This is a genomic window from Paenibacillus sp. MB22_1 (assembly GCF_047200555.1).
In the GTDB taxonomy this organism is placed as follows: Bacteria; Bacillota; Bacilli; order Paenibacillales; family Paenibacillaceae; genus Fontibacillus; species Fontibacillus phoenicis.
The window spans coordinates 1,018,707-1,034,435 of sequence record NZ_JBLADV010000002.1 but is presented as its reverse complement, the minus strand read 5'-3'; the positions used below and the strand labels follow the sequence as shown (position 1 = coordinate 1,034,435).

14 protein-coding genes are annotated in these 15,729 nt (G+C 54.9%); 11 read left to right on the top strand and 3 right to left on the bottom strand.

All coding sequences use genetic code 11. The annotated features are described in order from the left end of the window. Positions 1 to 37: 37 nt before the first annotated feature. On the bottom strand, positions 38 to 1,246 hold the full coding sequence (locus ACL02P_RS16590) for an MFS transporter (RefSeq protein ID WP_009223558.1): 1,209 nt from the start codon (positions 1,244 to 1,246) through the stop codon (positions 38 to 40). Positions 1,247 to 1,309: 63 nt separating this feature from the next. After that, complete coding sequence (locus ACL02P_RS16585; protein ID WP_412837737.1) at positions 1,310 to 2,464, bottom strand: MGDG synthase family glycosyltransferase; 1,155 nt, start codon at positions 2,462 to 2,464, stop codon at positions 1,310 to 1,312. Between the two features lie 367 nt (positions 2,465 to 2,831). On the opposite strand from ACL02P_RS16585, the gene rlmN reads away from it, so the two are divergent. Beyond that, positions 2,832 to 3,887, top strand: a complete 1,056-nt coding sequence (rlmN, locus tag ACL02P_RS16580) for a 23S rRNA (adenine(2503)-C(2))-methyltransferase RlmN (protein WP_009223560.1) — start codon at positions 2,832 to 2,834, stop codon at positions 3,885 to 3,887. A gap of 359 nt (positions 3,888 to 4,246) precedes the next feature. Here the strand turns inward: rlmN and ACL02P_RS16575 are convergent, their stop codons facing one another. Beyond that, positions 4,247 to 5,020: a sporulation protein gene (locus tag ACL02P_RS16575; protein ID WP_412837736.1), complete on the bottom strand. Its 774-nt coding sequence runs from the start codon at positions 5,018 to 5,020 to the stop codon at positions 4,247 to 4,249. Positions 5,021 to 5,218: 198 nt separating this feature from the next. Here ACL02P_RS16575 and ACL02P_RS16570 point away from each other — a divergent pair, with 198 nt between their 5' ends. The 10 genes from ACL02P_RS16570 to ACL02P_RS16525 all read left to right on the top strand — a co-directional run bounded on the left by ACL02P_RS16570 (position 5,219) and on the right by ACL02P_RS16525 (position 15,728). Continuing rightward, positions 5,219 to 5,926 (top strand): copper homeostasis protein CutC, encoded by a 708-nt coding sequence (locus tag ACL02P_RS16570; protein WP_036644152.1) that lies wholly within the window; start codon positions 5,219 to 5,221, stop codon positions 5,924 to 5,926. 84 nt (positions 5,927 to 6,010) lie between these two features. Then, positions 6,011 to 7,501 (top strand): FAD-dependent oxidoreductase, encoded by a 1,491-nt coding sequence (locus tag ACL02P_RS16565; protein WP_009223563.1) that lies wholly within the window; start codon positions 6,011 to 6,013, stop codon positions 7,499 to 7,501. Between the two features lie 105 nt (positions 7,502 to 7,606). Continuing rightward, a complete protein-coding gene (locus tag ACL02P_RS16560) occupies positions 7,607 to 9,931 on the top strand; it encodes an ATP-dependent DNA helicase (RefSeq protein ID WP_412837735.1) in 2,325 nt (774 codons plus the stop codon). Between the two features lie 80 nt (positions 9,932 to 10,011). Beyond that, entirely contained in the window at positions 10,012 to 10,401 is a 390-nt protein-coding gene (locus ACL02P_RS16555) for a hypothetical protein (RefSeq protein ID WP_009223565.1), read from the top strand. A gap of 213 nt (positions 10,402 to 10,614) precedes the next feature. Then, positions 10,615 to 11,058, top strand: coding sequence for a MarR family winged helix-turn-helix transcriptional regulator (locus ACL02P_RS16550; RefSeq protein WP_260070181.1), 444 nt, complete (start codon positions 10,615 to 10,617; stop codon positions 11,056 to 11,058). 203 nt (positions 11,059 to 11,261) lie between these two features. Beyond that, positions 11,262 to 11,660: a DoxX family protein gene (locus tag ACL02P_RS16545; RefSeq protein ID WP_009223567.1), complete on the top strand. Its 399-nt coding sequence runs from the start codon at positions 11,262 to 11,264 to the stop codon at positions 11,658 to 11,660. A gap of 53 nt (positions 11,661 to 11,713) precedes the next feature. Beyond that, on the top strand, positions 11,714 to 12,352 hold the full coding sequence (locus ACL02P_RS16540) for a nitroreductase family protein (protein ID WP_009223568.1): 639 nt from the start codon (positions 11,714 to 11,716) through the stop codon (positions 12,350 to 12,352). 35 nt (positions 12,353 to 12,387) lie between these two features. Further along, positions 12,388 to 13,341, top strand: coding sequence for a ring-cleaving dioxygenase (locus tag ACL02P_RS16535; RefSeq protein WP_412837734.1), 954 nt, complete (start codon positions 12,388 to 12,390; stop codon positions 13,339 to 13,341). Further along, on the top strand, positions 13,338 to 13,973 hold the full coding sequence (locus ACL02P_RS16530; protein WP_412837733.1) for an alpha/beta hydrolase: 636 nt from the start codon (positions 13,338 to 13,340) through the stop codon (positions 13,971 to 13,973). The genes ACL02P_RS16535 and ACL02P_RS16530 overlap by 4 nt, the downstream gene beginning before the upstream one ends. 180 nt (positions 13,974 to 14,153) lie before the next feature. Further along, a complete protein-coding gene (locus tag ACL02P_RS16525; protein WP_412837732.1) occupies positions 14,154 to 15,728 on the top strand; it encodes a response regulator transcription factor in 1,575 nt (524 codons plus the stop codon). Position 15,729: the final 1 nt, after the last annotated feature.

Sequence of the window (15,729 nt, the reverse complement as noted above, 5' to 3'; positions counted from 1 at the left end):
AACCACTTACTCCAACCATTTAAACCAAACCTCCAACTCAACTACGCTGCCGGTATTGTCCCCGTTGATGCTGCCGCACGGGACGAATCCAGTAAAACAGCATGATGCCGAACAACAACAGTGAGCTGATCCCAACCGTCACCGTGACGTCGAAGCTTTCTGCCATCCAGCCGCCCAGAATGGGGCCGAGGATGACACCAATCCCTTCGATGCCGGAGAGGACGCCCCAGCCGGTCGCTTTTTGTTCGGCAGGAACGTAGTGGGACAGGATGGCGTTCCATGCCGGGAGTACAGCGGCATACGCCGCACCAAGACAGACGGCGAGCAGCATCGTGCTGAAGATCTGCCGGGAGTAGATCAGCAATCCAAGGCAGGCGGCTAAGGCGCCAAAACCGGCGATCAACAGCCATTTGTAACCCCATTTGTCGGCAAGCCGGCCCATCGGAACGAGCAGCAGGACGGTCATGCAGCCCCCAGCCATCAACACGATGGAATAATCCGAATAATCCAGCGCCAAATACTCGGAGGCAAAGCTCGGCAGGACGGGCACCAGCAGACCGGCGGCAAGCGTTTGCACAATCATGCCGGGCACAAGCGGCTTCATTTGCGCAAGCTTGCTCCCGATTTCACGTATTTGCTGTTTAAATGGGACCGTAGACTCCAGCAAGCGTCGGGATGAGAAATCCATCCGTTTCAGGGCGGCCAGCAGCCACCCCGCGGCCCAGCATCCGGCCAATAGCCAGAACGATAACACATAGCTGCGGTCGATCAGAAAATTGACGCCAACTGGGCCTAGCCCCAGCGAGACGAGCCAAATCGTATAAATCGATCCCATCTGTGAGCCGCGGCGGTCCTCCCGGATCTCGGAGAGGCAGAGCAGCCAGACGGGCGAGACCCCAATCCCGATCAGGCCCGCCCCAAGTACAATCGCCCAAGGAGCATGAACTCCGTAAGAGACGAACAGGCCGAGCAGTCCGAGCAGCAGGAAGATATTCAAGATCACCCGGGCGGGGAACCGATCCAGCACGTATCCTGCGAGAACCTTAATCAGCGTGTCGGCCAAATAATGGACCGAGATCGCTAAACCAACCGCCGCCAGCGTAATCTGGCGTTCTTTGGCATAGGCGGGCAGGAATGAGATAAGAAAGGCGCTGCGGGCGATTTCTGTGAAAAACAAAATGGCCGCGCAGTGCAGAAATGCTGGAGTAAGATGATGACTGGATATCCATCGGCGAGTACTTTTCATATGTGTAAGACCCCTTGCTTCTTATTCGTGCCTTCATCGTCAACGGTGCGGCTCGTTGAATCATTAGCCGTCCGCCAACGCCGGCAGTCGGCCCGTCAGGCGCAGTACGTCCCGGACGATCGTCTCGGTGGCGCAACCCGCGGCCAGTTCGTCGTATTGCTGGAGCATCCGGGCCCGGCGGACCTCGGAATCAAGCAGCTCTTGCACCTGCTCCGCCAAGGTTCGCGGCGAGGAGGCCACTACGGCTGCGCCTTTGCGCTCCAGGTACCTCGCGTTTTCCCGCTCCTGGCCGGAGAACGGCTTGTAGACCACGATCGGCGTGCGGATCTGGATCGCTTCCGACAATGTGATACCGCCAGCCTTCGTCACGATGCAAGCGGCTTCCCGCATGCGGTCGTGGATCGTTTCGACGTAACCGAATAGGCGGAGCCGTTCGTAACCGGCAAAACGCCGTTCCAGGCGACGCCGCAGCTTCTCGTTGCCTCCGCAGACGAGGTCCACTCGCACGTCCGGCAGCGCCAACAGCTTGGCGGTGATCCGCTGGGCGTCGGGCAAAGGAATATGCGCCCCCATCATGACCAGAATGGAGCGGGATCTCTCCAAGGATCGCCTTGCCTGGGTCTGCGTCAGCGGATTTGAGGATCGCCCCGGCTCATAAAAATGCTCCCGCACGGGGATGCCGCTGACCACAATCGCCTCTGCCGGCACGCCGCGCTCCATCATCTCCCGCTTCAAATCGGCGGTCGCCACATAATAACGGTCCGGCTGCGTGAACAACCAGCGGTTGTGCAGGCTGAAGTCGGTCACAACTGTAAAGACCGGCCCCCGAATGCCGTGTTTTCGCAAGTGTTCCGTAATGCCGCCGAAGGGGAAGGTGTTGATGATCGCGTCTGGCCGCTGCTTTTGGAGCAGGGCGATGAGTTTTTTCATGCCCAGCTGGTTTCCCCATTTCGCTATAGCGCTCGTCTGCTGGAGATCCTTCGTTGCGTAATAACTCCAACCGTAATAATCTAAGCCGTAGGTTGAGAACCACGGGCTGTATAAGTAGAGATGCCGGGAAATAGAATTGAGTCCCGGATGGGCTTCACGGTACAGGTCGATCACGCTGACCGAACGGACGCCCGAACGGGTCAGGGATTGCTCCAGCGTCCGCGCTACCTGGATATGGCCGTTGCCGTATCCGGCGGTCAGGATGACGATATGCATGTTTTGCTTCATGATAGCTGCCGCCTTTCCACCGAAATCGAAAATGCACGGTTCATTCCGTTGATTTATTCCGAGTTCCAGTATATAGGAAGGTTGGAAGAATCAAACCGGACGTTCGGCGTGATTTCATTCCGACCTTAGTCCAGTATGCGGGCCGGACCGCTTGGGATTATAACCCCCCTAGGACATCCGAGTAACCCAAATGAATATACCTTCACTTTAGAGTATTAATGTTAACGTTCGTTTAAGGGGGATAGGTATCTGTGTAAATGGGCGTTGAGGTGAGGCGATGGGATTCGTTTTTTTACCTGTGGCATTCGGGATGGCGGATTAGGTATAATTAAAAAATGACTTGAGTTCGTTTAGAAAGAGGATATGGATGAATAAACAATCGATTTATGGTATGACGAAGGATCAGCTGGCCGCTTGGCTGCTGGACCGTGGACATAAACGAGGCCGGGCCGAGATGGTATGGGAGGGTCTATACCGCAAACGGGTTACTGCGTTCGATGCAATGGAAGGCGTTCATCCCGAATGCCTCGCCCTGCTGAAGGAACAGTTTGTTATCGAAACCTTGGAGGAGCATGTCCGCCAAGAGTCGATCGATGGGACGATCAAGTTCCTATTCCGCTTGCAGGACGGCAACCTGATCGAGACGGTGCTCATGCGCCATAAATTTGGTCTGTCGGTTTGCGTGACAACCCAGGTTGGATGTAATATCGGCTGCAGCTTCTGCGCCAGCGGGCTGTTGAAGAAGAGCCGGGATCTGACGAGCGGAGAAATCGTAGAGCAGGTCATGAAGGTGCAGATGCATTTGGACCGGCAGGGCAAAGGTGAACGCGTCTCCCACATCGTGGTGATGGGGATCGGGGAACCTTTTGATAATTACGACAATATGGCTGATTTCCTGCGGGTCATCCAAGACCCCAAAGGACTTGCGATTGGTCCGCGCCACATTACCGTGTCGACCAGCGGGCTGGCGGACAAAATCATCGAGTTTGCCGATTCCGATCTGCAAGTGAATTTGGCTGTGTCGTTGCATGCCCCAAACAATGAGCTGCGCACGCGGATCATGAAGATCAATAAGGCGATTCCGATTGAGAAGCTGATGGCGGCGATCGACTATTACCTGGAGCGGACGAACCGGCGGCTTACGATTGAGTATATTTTGCTCAAGGGCGTGAATGACGGGACGGAACATGCGCAGGAATTGGCGGATCTGCTGGGAGACCGGTTTGTGAACGTCAACCTGATTCCGTATAATCCGGTGGATGAGCACAGCCAGTATCAGCGGAGTGAACAGAAATCCGTGTTGGCCTTCTACGATGCGCTCAAAAAACGCGGCCTCAGCGTCAGCGTCCGGCTCGAGCACGGGGCCGACATCGATGCGGCCTGCGGACAGCTGCGCAGCAAGCAGCTGAAGCAGCCGAGCTGAACTAAACTGAGCGAGCGGGATAATGGCAGGACTTGGAGAATTGCTCCAAGTCCTTTTCTTTTGGGCTGTCGGAGGTTGGCGCTGGAATAGGACCAACTCGTATCCGTCCGTTCGTTCAACTGCAAAAGTACATCTGAAACGGGGGTTTTTTGAAATTTAGGGCGATTAGCTGTAAAAGTACAGTTGAAAATGAGACCTAGGATGGATTTCGGCTGATATTCGGAAAATGAACTGCACTTTTACACTTGAACCTTCAAAAATGCCCGGTTTTGACGCAAATGAAATGTACTTTTGCATTTCGTGGAAAGGTGGCGTACCGCGCTTGCGACAAGCGGGTGGTCGCCCCGACCGAATCTCCACTAGAGATGTCTTCGGATAACGTCCTCCAGTAAGCTGGCCACCGCATGCGGACTGCTCTGGAGTACCTCTCTCGACAGAGGCAGTCGTACGAACCGTTCATCCAGCTCCAGCGCCTCGGCGAACAAGCCGCTTAAGCCGCGGGCCCGGCGATCGATCTGCATCACCAGTTCCAAGGCGTCGCCCCGCGGGAAGAACAGGATCTCCAGCTCGTCGAGGTATCCGCGGAACTTGGTGCCGGGGACATATTCAAATTCCTGCACGAACGGCAGAGCGCCGCCAAGTCTTGGGGCATAGTCATTGGTCACTTCGCGCAACCGAAAGCCCAGCAAATCGACGGCATCCAGCACGGTTTGCATTTTTGCGTCCGGCAGGACACGAATCAGGTCCTCATCCTTTGGATCCAAGGCCATCTCGATGTCGAGTCCGTTTTCTACCCAGATCGGCACGTTATGCAGCGTCACCGGCATTTGCTCTGGAAGCAGGAACCGGAACGGGATCTGCTTCCGCTCCCCGGGCCGCAGCTCGAAGCCTTCGGTGACAAGGTATTTGGCGATCGTGCCGGTTGTTCTTATTTTGCGGTCATTGGATTCGCGCAGGTAGTTGGTTTTCAGCTTCAAGTAAATGTTACCGATCGATTGCTCAGTCTGTCCGCCATCCACATAAACGGTACCGCTGATCTCACCGCCCAGCCGGACTTCGTCGACATCCAGCTCCGTATTGATCTGCGCCGAGCCGATCCCCACACTGGCTAGCATTTTCTTGATAAACGACATAGTTCAACCTACCTCCAACATGGATTTGGTTCTGACTGATTTTGTAAGTATGAGTGCGATTCGGAAATTATTACGTATTCAGGATGGTTGTGGTTTCATTCATTCCCAATGATCCTTTATAAACGGTTTGTTATTTTTTCATAGACAAGCTAACATATGGGGTACAATCGTAATCCTCGAGGTGAAGGAGGTATTCTGGTGCTGCTAGAGGTTATAGCAACCTGTGTGGAGGACGCCATCGTGGCGGAGGCGAATGGAGCGGATCGGCTGGAGCTGATTACGGCGATCACGGAAGGGGGACTGACCCCCGGTATTGGCTTGGTTCAACAAGTGGTGAAGGCGGTGGCCATTCCCGTTCACGTGATGGTGCGCCCGCATAGCCGGTCTTTTGTGTACGGAGAAGCCGATTTGCTGACGATGGAAGCCGAAGTCCGAGCGATTGCCGAAGCGGGGGCGGCGGGCATCGTGTTTGGCGCGCTGACGGCCGATCGTAAGATCGACGAGGCTGCGCTGGAGCGGATTTTGGCGCTGACCGGCGGGCTTAACGTTACGTTTCACCGGGCGTTTGACGAGTTGGCCGATTTGCCGTCCGGATTGCGCACGCTCATGAAGTACCCGCAGGTAAACCGGGTGCTGACATCGGGCGGACCGCGCTCTGCGCCGCAGGCGGTTTCCGAGATTCGGGAGCTGGTGGAGCTGGCACGCGGCAGCTCGCTGCGCATTTTAGCTGGACACGGCTTGACCCTGGAGACGGTCTCGCAAGTCATTGCCAATACGGGCGTGACCGAAGTGCATTTCGGTTCTGCCGTACGAATCGGCGGGGACGGGCTGGCTCCCCTCGACCCCTCCAAGCTGCTGAGCTTATCTCGTTTATTGCGTGGCATAAATCGACAGGGAACACCATAATATAACAAAAATTTACTGGATACGACACCTCTTCGGGAGATAAGATGTCATTATATCCCATAAAGAGGAGCGTTTCCTGAATTTATGTCAATTCATCCCAAGAACCAACAAACTTTTGCTCAACGATGTGTATTGGCTTTCCTGTGCGTACTGCTAATGCTTGAAACGGTGGGCGCGTCAACTTCGGCGATGGCAGCATCAACTTCAACTGCATCTCCCGTATCTTGCGGGCCGGGCTGCAATCGTTATGACATTGTCATGATCGGCAGCGAAATTGAAGGGGTGCTCTTGGCAAAGCGAGCGCATGATGCCGGGCTAAGCGTACTGATCCTCGATCCGCGCGAGAAGCCGGGCGGGGAGCTGATCCAAGGGCAGATGCTCGTGCTGGACGAACCCAACGACAATCGCAAGCGCAGCTTGGTGCAAGGCGAAATGAAATCCCTGTACGACGGCTACAATGCCGGGACGATTCGCAAATTGTCCGCCTTTGAAAGCTATTACCGCAAGCTGATCCGCGGGATTCCTATGCGCAGCGGCATCGCCATCGACGGCGTGGAGATTGAAGAGACCGGCAAGTCTGGGAAAGGGAAAACGCTGAAATCGATCACCTACCTGGCCAAAGACGGCAAGTTGTATCAAGTACAGGCGGGGTATTTTGTGGAAAATACCGATTTTAACGCACTCACCGTCCATCTTGGCAATAAACGGATCCCAGGGATGGAAAGCTTGTACAACGGCAAGAAGCCGGATTATATGGCGGCTACTTATATGCTGCGGTTCAAGGGCGTCAACTGGGGGAAGCTGCATCAAGCGGTGCTGGAGGATTATCCGCTGACGAATGTCGTCAAGAAATACGGCCCCAATACATATGTCGATTGGGATTTTGCCACCGGCTTCAGCAACATCACCTACCAGTACAAGCCGCGGGATTCCCAATTACTGCTGAGAGGACTGAATGCCACCTATCAGAAAGACGGCGAAGTGATCGTCAATGGCTTGCTGATTTACGATGTCGATCCGGCCGATCCGAAATCGGTCCGTTCCGCCGTGGCTAAGGGCAAGGCCGAAGCGCCGTATATCGCCAAATTTTTGCGTCAGCATATTCCCGGCTTCAGCAAAGCTGAGCTGAACGGGTATCCCGAATATTTGTACATCCGCGACTATAACCGTTATGAAACGGAGTACGTGCTGACTTATAAGGACGTGATGTCGAGCCGGATGTTCTGGGACAATGTGACGCTTGGAGGATATCCCGTCGATTTGCAGGCGACCCGCGCCGTGAAGAAGGGCATCGGTTACGGCAAGCCGGATCGCTACGGGATTCCCCTGCGTTCCTTTGAGTTGAAGTCCTACGACAACGTCCTGGTAGCTGGCAAAAATATCGGTGCGGATATCAAAGCCTACGGAAGCGCCCGCATCATTCCAACCACCGCGCTGGCCGCGGAAACGATGGGCATCCTGCTCGCGCGCGAATGGAAGAAGGGCCATAAGCGGTTAAGCGAGCTGACCCCAGCTGATTTCCGCCGAATCCACCAATATTTGAAGAAGGATTACAACATCCGGATTGATCAATGATCTGCGCACGGAAGTTCACCGCTTTGCATGGCGATCCCTGTCATATCGTGATATACTGATGGAACAAATGTTCCCTAGGGATATCGGCGGGTGACACAAAGAATTATGGCAAAAGAGTCCACGGTTACGATCGCGGTGCGCCCTCTGGTGGAGTATGTGTTCCGCAGCGGCAGCTTGGAAGGCGGCTTTCGTGCCGCGGTTTCGCTGACGGAAGGCACGAAGGCGCATCAGCAGGTGCAGAAGCAATACGGCGAAGGAGACCAGAAAGAAGTGTATTTGAAGGCGGAGATTCCCTGCGGGGATCTCCTCTTCGTCGTGGACGGGCGTTGCGACGGGCTGCTGGCCGGTGAGGACGGAAGCTTGACCGTGGACGAGATCAAATCGACAGCCGGCGATTTGTCGGCCATCGACGAGGACACCTATCCCGTGCATTGGGCCCAGGCGAAGTGCTATGCCTACATGTACGCCAAAGCCAACGGGCTGAGCGAGATGGGCATCCAGCTGACTTATGTGCAGCTGGATACGGGGGAGCGGAAGCAGTTTCGGACGCGCGCCGGGATCGACGAGCTGGAGACGTTTATGTATGACGTTGTTCAGCGATATGCCCCGTATGCCCGGCTGCTTCGCAACCATCGTCGCGAGCGGAACCGGAGCATCGTGGAGCTGGCGTTTCCGTTTCCCGGATACCGGGCCGGGCAACGGAAGCTGGCGGGCGCGGTGTACAAGACGATCGAGGAAGCCGTTGGTTTGTTTGCCCAAGCGCCAACAGGCATTGGCAAGACGATCTCCACCACATTTCCGGCGCTTAAGGCGATGGGGGAAGGCAAGCTGAATCAGCTGTATTACCTTACCGCCAAGACGATTACCCGGACTGCGGCGGAGAACGCCTTCGCGCTGATGGAAGCGCAGGGTCTGCAAGCTTGGGTCGTCACGCTGACCGCCAAGGAGAAAATTTGCTTTCGCGAAGAAGTCCGCTGCACCAAGGAAGACTGCATGTATGCCGACGGATATTACGATCGGATTAATGGGGCGATCCAGGATATTCTGGCGAATGAGACCCAGCTTGCCCGCCCGGTGATTGAGGCATACGCCCGGAAGCACCGGGTGTGCCCGTTTGAATTTTCGCTGGACCTCTCCTATGCCGCCGATGTAACGATCTGTGATTACAATTATGTGTTTGATCCCAAAGTGTCCTTGCAGCGCATGTTCGCCGAGCAGAAGAAGGAAACCGTGCTGCTGATCGACGAGGCGCATAATCTGGTCGACCGGGCCCGGGAGATGTATTCCGCTGAGCTGCTGAAATCCAGCTTCTTAACGCTGCAACGGGCCTATAAAGCGAAGAGTCCCTCCGTCGCGAAGGCGGCTAAGGCGGTAAACGCCGGGTTCATCGAGCTGCGGAAGCAGGCGGAAGGGTCGTTTTGGGTTGATCGGGCCGCGCCAGAGCTGCTGCTGCAGCGGGTGGAAGCTTTTGCCAAGGCTGCCGAACGGGAGCTGGCGATTGATCCCTCCGCCGCCGGGCAGGCGAATGCTCCAGGCAGTTCGGAAGCCGAGGCGCGGGAGCTGCTGCTTCAGGCTTATTTTGACGCCCTGCATTTCAGCCGAATGGGCAAGCTGTACGATGAGCGGTTCGTCACCTACGCTGAGATCACCAGGGAGGACGTGCGGATCAAGCTGTTTTGCTTGGATCCTTCTCATTTGCTGCAGGAGATGAGCAAGGGGTTTCGCTCGCGGATTTATTTCTCGGCGACGTTGTCGCCGATGGGGTATTATCGCGACATGTTGGGCGCCGGGCCGGACGATTATTCGATATCGCTGCCTTCTCCCTTCTCCCGGGATCAGCTGGAAGTGGTGGTCGTGCCGCTGTCCACCAGGTATCAAGACCGGGAACAGACACGTGGTCCGCTCGTTCGTGCTTTACAGGAAGTGACCCGCGGCCGGCCGGGAAATTATTTGTTTTTCTTCCCTTCCTACGCCTATATGAACATGATTTACGAAGAATTTGCCGCCTCCAAGGACAAAGGGACAGAGCTGTTGCTTCAGCAGGCGGGGATGACCGAGGAGGATCGGGAGCAGTTTTTAGCCGCTTTTGTGCCAAACCCTGAACCGGGCAGGACCTTTATCGCCTTTGCCGTCATGGGAGGCTTGTTCTCGGAGGGCATCGATCTTGTTGGCGACCGGTTGACAGGCGTGGCGATCGTCGGTGTCGGCTTGCCGCAAATCGGTCCGGAACGCAACTTGATTCGCGACTACTTTCAGGCGACCGGACGAGATGGCTTTGATTATGCTTACGTGTACCCTGGCATGAATAAGGTGTTGCAGGCCGGCGGGCGCCTGATTCGCTCGGAGACCGACTATGGCCGCTTGGCCCTGATCGACGACCGTTACCTTCAATCGCATTACGCACGGCTGCTGCCGGAGGAATGGCGCTAGAGCACTCCGAATATTCCCTTCAATTGTGACATATTTTGAACATGTAAGGATAACTTGTTCCGGTTGGGGGAGGCGACGGTTTGGGGATCACGTATATTAAGGTTTCGGTTGTTTATTTTGTCATCGGTGTATTGCTAGGCATGTACATGTCCATGCAACATGACTATACTTTATCGGGCGTTCATGCCCATGTGAATTTGCTGGGATGGGCGTCCTTTGCGTTGGCTGGCGTCATTTATGTGTTGTTTCCGGGAGCAGGGGAAAGTCTGCTGAGCAAAATCCAGTTCTGGACGTACTCCATCGGGCTTCCGGTCATGATGATCAGTTTATCTCTGGTGCTGAACGGTTCCGAACAACTGGAGCCTTTGGTAGCGATTGGCGGAACCCTTGTCGTGATCAGTGTCATCATATTTGCAGTCAACGTGCTGACGAACGTGCGGACCAGCGCGTCGGCTCGCGGCAGAAAGTAACTATAGCACGAGTGAAAGAGGTGCATTCTTCATCAGCTGCCCGGGAGATCGATCTGGTCGGCTGTTTTTTTTTGCAAAGGTGGGTTGACACTTATCTCGATATCATGTATCTTAATATCAAGATATCTCATATTAAGAATTATTCAAGACGCTTGAGGCTACCCTATGCTATAGTTATCATAGTCCGAACACGACATGGAGGTGAGTTCACAGATGGATCCAACGAAGAATGAGGCGCTGCATTTGTTCATCGTCTTGTCCCGGGCCAGCGAGTGGGTACATGCGCATGCGGATAAGGAGATTCGGAAATACGGATTAACCCGGACCGAGTTTGGCGTACTAGACTTGCTGTATCATAAAGGCAGACAGCCGATTCAGCAAATTGGCTCTAAGGTGTTGATGAGCAGCGGCAATATTACGTATGTCGTGGATAAGCTGGAGAAGAAGGGGTACGTCACCCGGAAGGATTGCGTGGAAGACCGACGGTTAGTTTACGCAGAACTCACCGAGCAGGGACGCGAGTTCATCGAAGAGGTGTTCCCGCAGATTACCGGCATCATCGAGGAGGCAGTCAGTGGTCTTTCGCCGGAAGAGAAGCAGATCGCGGGGATGCTGCTGAAGAAGCTTGGGAAATCGGCGCAGGCCGGCTTTAAATAGCGGCAAGGGATTAAGGGGACCCAAATCATTGCTCGCGAAAGAAATTGACTTAACGAAGCTCCGACAGGCGGCGGAAAGGGCGTCAGAGGACGTCTTTTCAGGTCTAATATCTTAATATAAAGATTCTATACATTAAGAGATATCTGATAGGAAAGTATGTCAGGTACGTACACAAATAAAATCAAAAAACAAAGGAGTTAAACATGAATTTGGAATTGGCGTTATTAATTGTTCGTTTGGTGTTGGGATTGACGATGATGGCGCATGGTGCGCAAAAGCTGTTTGGTTGGTTTGGCGGTCACGGCCCTAAAGGAACCGGCGGTTGGTTTGAAACGATAGGGATGAAGCCCGGGGTGCTGATGGCCGTGTTAGCGGGTCTCGCTGAATTTGGCGGCGGATTGCTGGTGGCGGCAGGTTTATTTACGCCTATAGGTACGGCGCTGTTGATTCTTACGATGATCGTGGCGATCGTATCCGTTCATGGTAAGAATGGGTTCTGGTCGACGTCAGGCGGCTTTGAATACAATTTGCTGCTGATCGCTGTTTTAGTTGGCTTGATGTTGTCCGGGGCCGGGGAATACTCTCTCGATGCTCTGCTATAACAAATCAGATTACTATGAACGCAATAAAGGTTTAATTGAGGAGGAAGTTATCGATGAATTCGCATGAGCATGATTTTACCACGGTTATCAAATCCCGCCGGTCGGCGAATAAATTTATCCCGGGTGTAGAAATCCAAGACAAGGAACTGGAAGAAATCTTTCATCTTACGAAATTCGCGCCGTCGGCGTTTAACTTGCAGCATACCCATTATGTGGTGGTGAAGGATCCCGAATTGAAGGAGCAAGTGTATGAGGCTGCGGCCAAGCAATATAAAGTCCGAACTGCCTCCGCGGTGATCCTGGTGCTGGGAAAATTGGATGCCCATAAGGATGTCGGGATGATGAATGAAGGCCTTCTGAATTTGGGCGTTCTCAGCAAGCAGGAGTACGACATGCTCGTGTCGGATACGATCGGGTTCTATGAAAGCCGGGGCGAAGCGTTTATGCGGGATGAGGCGATTCGCAGCGCCAGCCTATCGGCCATGCAGATGATGCTCATCGCGAAGGACCGCGGCTGGGATACATGCCCGATGATCGGGTTTGATCCCGACGCCATGCGCCGCCTGCTGAACGTTCCGGACAATTACGTGCCGGTGATGCTGATAGCGATCGGCAAAGAAGACAGCTCGAGCTTCCGTCCGCGCGGCTACCGTAAGCCGGTTGGCGAGTTCGTCAGCTTTAACCGTTTTTGAGCATGCTTATCACCCAAAACAAGGAGGAGCTACACATGGTACATCCAACTTCAGGGATTCATCATATTACCGCATTTGCTACCGATCCGCAGGCGAATGTCGATTTTTACGCAGGAGTGCTGGGGCTTAGATTGGTCAAAAAAACGATCAACTTCGATGCCCCGGAGGTGTACCATTTGTACTTCGGCGATGAGGATGGGAATCCGGGAACGATTATGACCTTCTTCCCGACGCCCGGGGCTCGGCGCGGCCGGGTTGGCGGCGGCCAGGTCGGCGTCACTACCTTCGCCATACCGGTTGGCACAATGGGGTTCTGGCAGGAGCGTCTGCACAAATTCGGCATCTCCACGACCGAAACCCGCCGATTCGGTGAATCCTATCTGCATTTCCGTGACAAAGACGGACTCCAGCTCGAGCTGGTGGAACGCGCTACCGGTCCGCTAAGCACTTGGTCGTTTGGCGGCATTCCAACCGACAAGGCGATCAAAGGCTTTGGCGGCGCGGTGCTCTACAGCATGGCCCCGGAGAAAACTGCCGCGTTGCTCGAAACCGTCATGGGCTTACAGAAGCTTGGCACAGAGGGCGATTATACCCGTTTTAAAGCCGAGGGTGACCTTGGCGATGTGATCGATGTAAACGTCAAGTCGATGGAATACGGCGCGGGCGGAGCCGGAACGGTGCATCACATCGCCTGGAGAGCCCGGGACTTCGCGGAACATGAAGAATGGAGAGTTCGGGTTGCCGAGCACGGCTACCATCCGACACCAATCGTTGACCGGCAATATTTTCACGCGCTTTATTTCCGGGAGGAAGGCGGCATCTTGTTCGAAATTGCCACGAATCCGCCAGGGTTCGCCAATGACGAGTCGCCGGAGCATTTGGGTGAAAAGCTGATGCTTCCCGCTTGGTATGAACCGCACCGTGAAGCCATTGAACAAAACCTCACCCCGTTTGAAGTCCGGGTGCTGAAGGAGGACCTGCTGGGATGAAGCTAAAGCATATTTACAAGCCGGGGATAACGACGACTAGCGGTGAATCGGCGGCACCTCCATTGCTATTGCTTCACGGAACCGGCGGTACGGAGCGGGACCTGTTGCCGCTGGCAGAGATCATCTCCCCGACTTCCGCCGTGCTTAGTGTCCGTGGGAATGTGTTGGAGAACGGGATGCTGCGCTTCTTCCGGCGGCTGGCAATGGGCGTATTTGACGAGCAGGATCTGGTGCTGCGCACGAAGGAGCTGCACGATTTCCTGGACGAGGCGGCGGCGCACTACGGCTTCGATCGGAGCCGCATCGTTGCGGTGGGGTATTCGAACGGAGCAAACATCGCAGCGAGCCTCCTGTTCCACCATGCGGCCGCACTAAGCGGGGCTATTCTGCACCATCCGATGGTCCCGCGGCGGGGCGTGCCGCTGCCGGAGATGGCAGGAATCCCTGTCTTCATCGGGGCGGGGCGGAATGACGCGATGTGTAAGCCGGAAGAAACCGAGGAACTGGAAGGGGTGCTCAGAGGTGCGGGTGCCCAAGTGCATGTGCATTGGGAGCCCTATGGACATCAGTTGACCGAAACCGAGGTTCAGGCTGCGGCAGAGTGGTTTCAGGACCATCTGCTGAACCAATAAGACAGGTATCATCAAAGGCAGTTCGGAGCACATCGCTCTGGACTGCCTTTGTTTGTTGGATAAATTAAGTGCCCACAAATAAGAGATTTTGTGCTAGCATAAAATGTGTGCGCTTACATGGAGGATATTGGTTGAACTATAGATGCATGGAATTTACGTAAAAGGGGAGGGATGGCAGTCATGCTGCAAGTGCTTCTGGTCGATGATGAGCCTTGGGTGCTGGAAGGTCTTCGAACTATGGTGAATTGGGAAAAGCACGGCTTTCAAGTCTGCGGCGAAGCGCTGGACGGTCCGGAGGCCTTAACCAAGATGCAGGAGCTGCGGCCTGAGCTGGTCGTCACGGATATCCATATGCCCGTCATCAGCGGCTTGGAGCTGATTGAACGGAGTAAACAGCTGCTCGCAAGGCCCCCTAAGTTCGTTATTTTAAGCGGATACGACGATTTTAACTACGCACTTACGGCGATGCGGCAACGGGTGGCGGAGTATCTGCTAAAACCGATTGACGAAGACGAGTTCGGGGCGATTCTGGACCGTCTCGGTCAGATGATCGTCGAGGAGCGGGAAATGGAGCAGTCCAAGCTAAGGAAGCAGACGTTGTTTAAAAATAACCTCCTGAACCGATTGATTCAGGGGGAAGAAGGCGCCCGGCTGGAGCAGGAGGCGGCAGCCGCGCTTCAGCTCGGGGGCGAGCCGGAGCTGCGGTGTATGCTGTTCGACGCCGGGATTGATCCGCAAGCTCTAAAGCAGCGGGTGCTTGGTTATTTCTCGAAACCTGCGGATGCGGATCGTTCCTTCCTGGACGGCTCAGGCCGGGTCGGGATGATTATTCGGACAGATGAAATACCGCAGCCGCGTATCGAAGAGATGGGACTGGCGATCAGCAGTGAGCTTTCGGAGATAGGTTCGCCGGCAGTGATCGTCGTCAGCCGCGCCGGGAAGGGGATCCGCTCGATCCGGGAGCTGTATCTGCAAACGATGGAGACCGTCAAAGCGAAGCGTGAGAAGGGGAGAACTGGCTTCTTCTTGCCTTGCCATCACCCGCAGCTCCAGAGTACGGAGGATGTGTTGAAGGGAAAGGTCGAGCTGCTGCTGGACGCCGTGCTTCAAGGGGATCCCGGAACAGCGGGGGCGGCGGTGGAAGAGGTGTTTGGCGCACTTGCCTGCAGCCAGATCGGCGTGGAAACCATGCGGGCCTTCGCAGCCAATATGGAGCTGACGTTATGCCGCAGGATCAAGAAAGCCGGCGGTGATGCCGACGCCTTTATGGTCCGCATGCAGGGGGACGAAGGGGATTCGAACTGCATCAGCGACTACCTGGCGCTCAGGCAGTATCTTCATAGGCTGTGCCAGGAGGCTTCGTTGCTGCTGGCCGGATTGCGCCGGAAGAACGAGAATAACACGGTATTTCAGGTCATTCAGTACGTAGATGAGGAGTTCCGCAGCAAGCTGAAGCTGCAAACCCTCGCCAAGAAGTTTCACATGAATCCGACCTATTTGGGGCAGGTGTTCAAAAAAGAAACGGGCAAAGGCTTCAACGAATATCTCAACGAGAAACGGCTTGAAGAGGCCAAACGCCTGCTGAAGCGCACCTCGATGAAAATTTCCGATATTGCGCTGCAGGTGGGGTATCCGAATACGGACTATTTTATCAGCAAATTCAAACAGTCGATCGGTATGCTGCCCTCTGCCTACAAATCCGAGTTTCAAAATGACGGATCCAAGAAAGTGGAAGGGTCCAGATCGGCCGAATAAG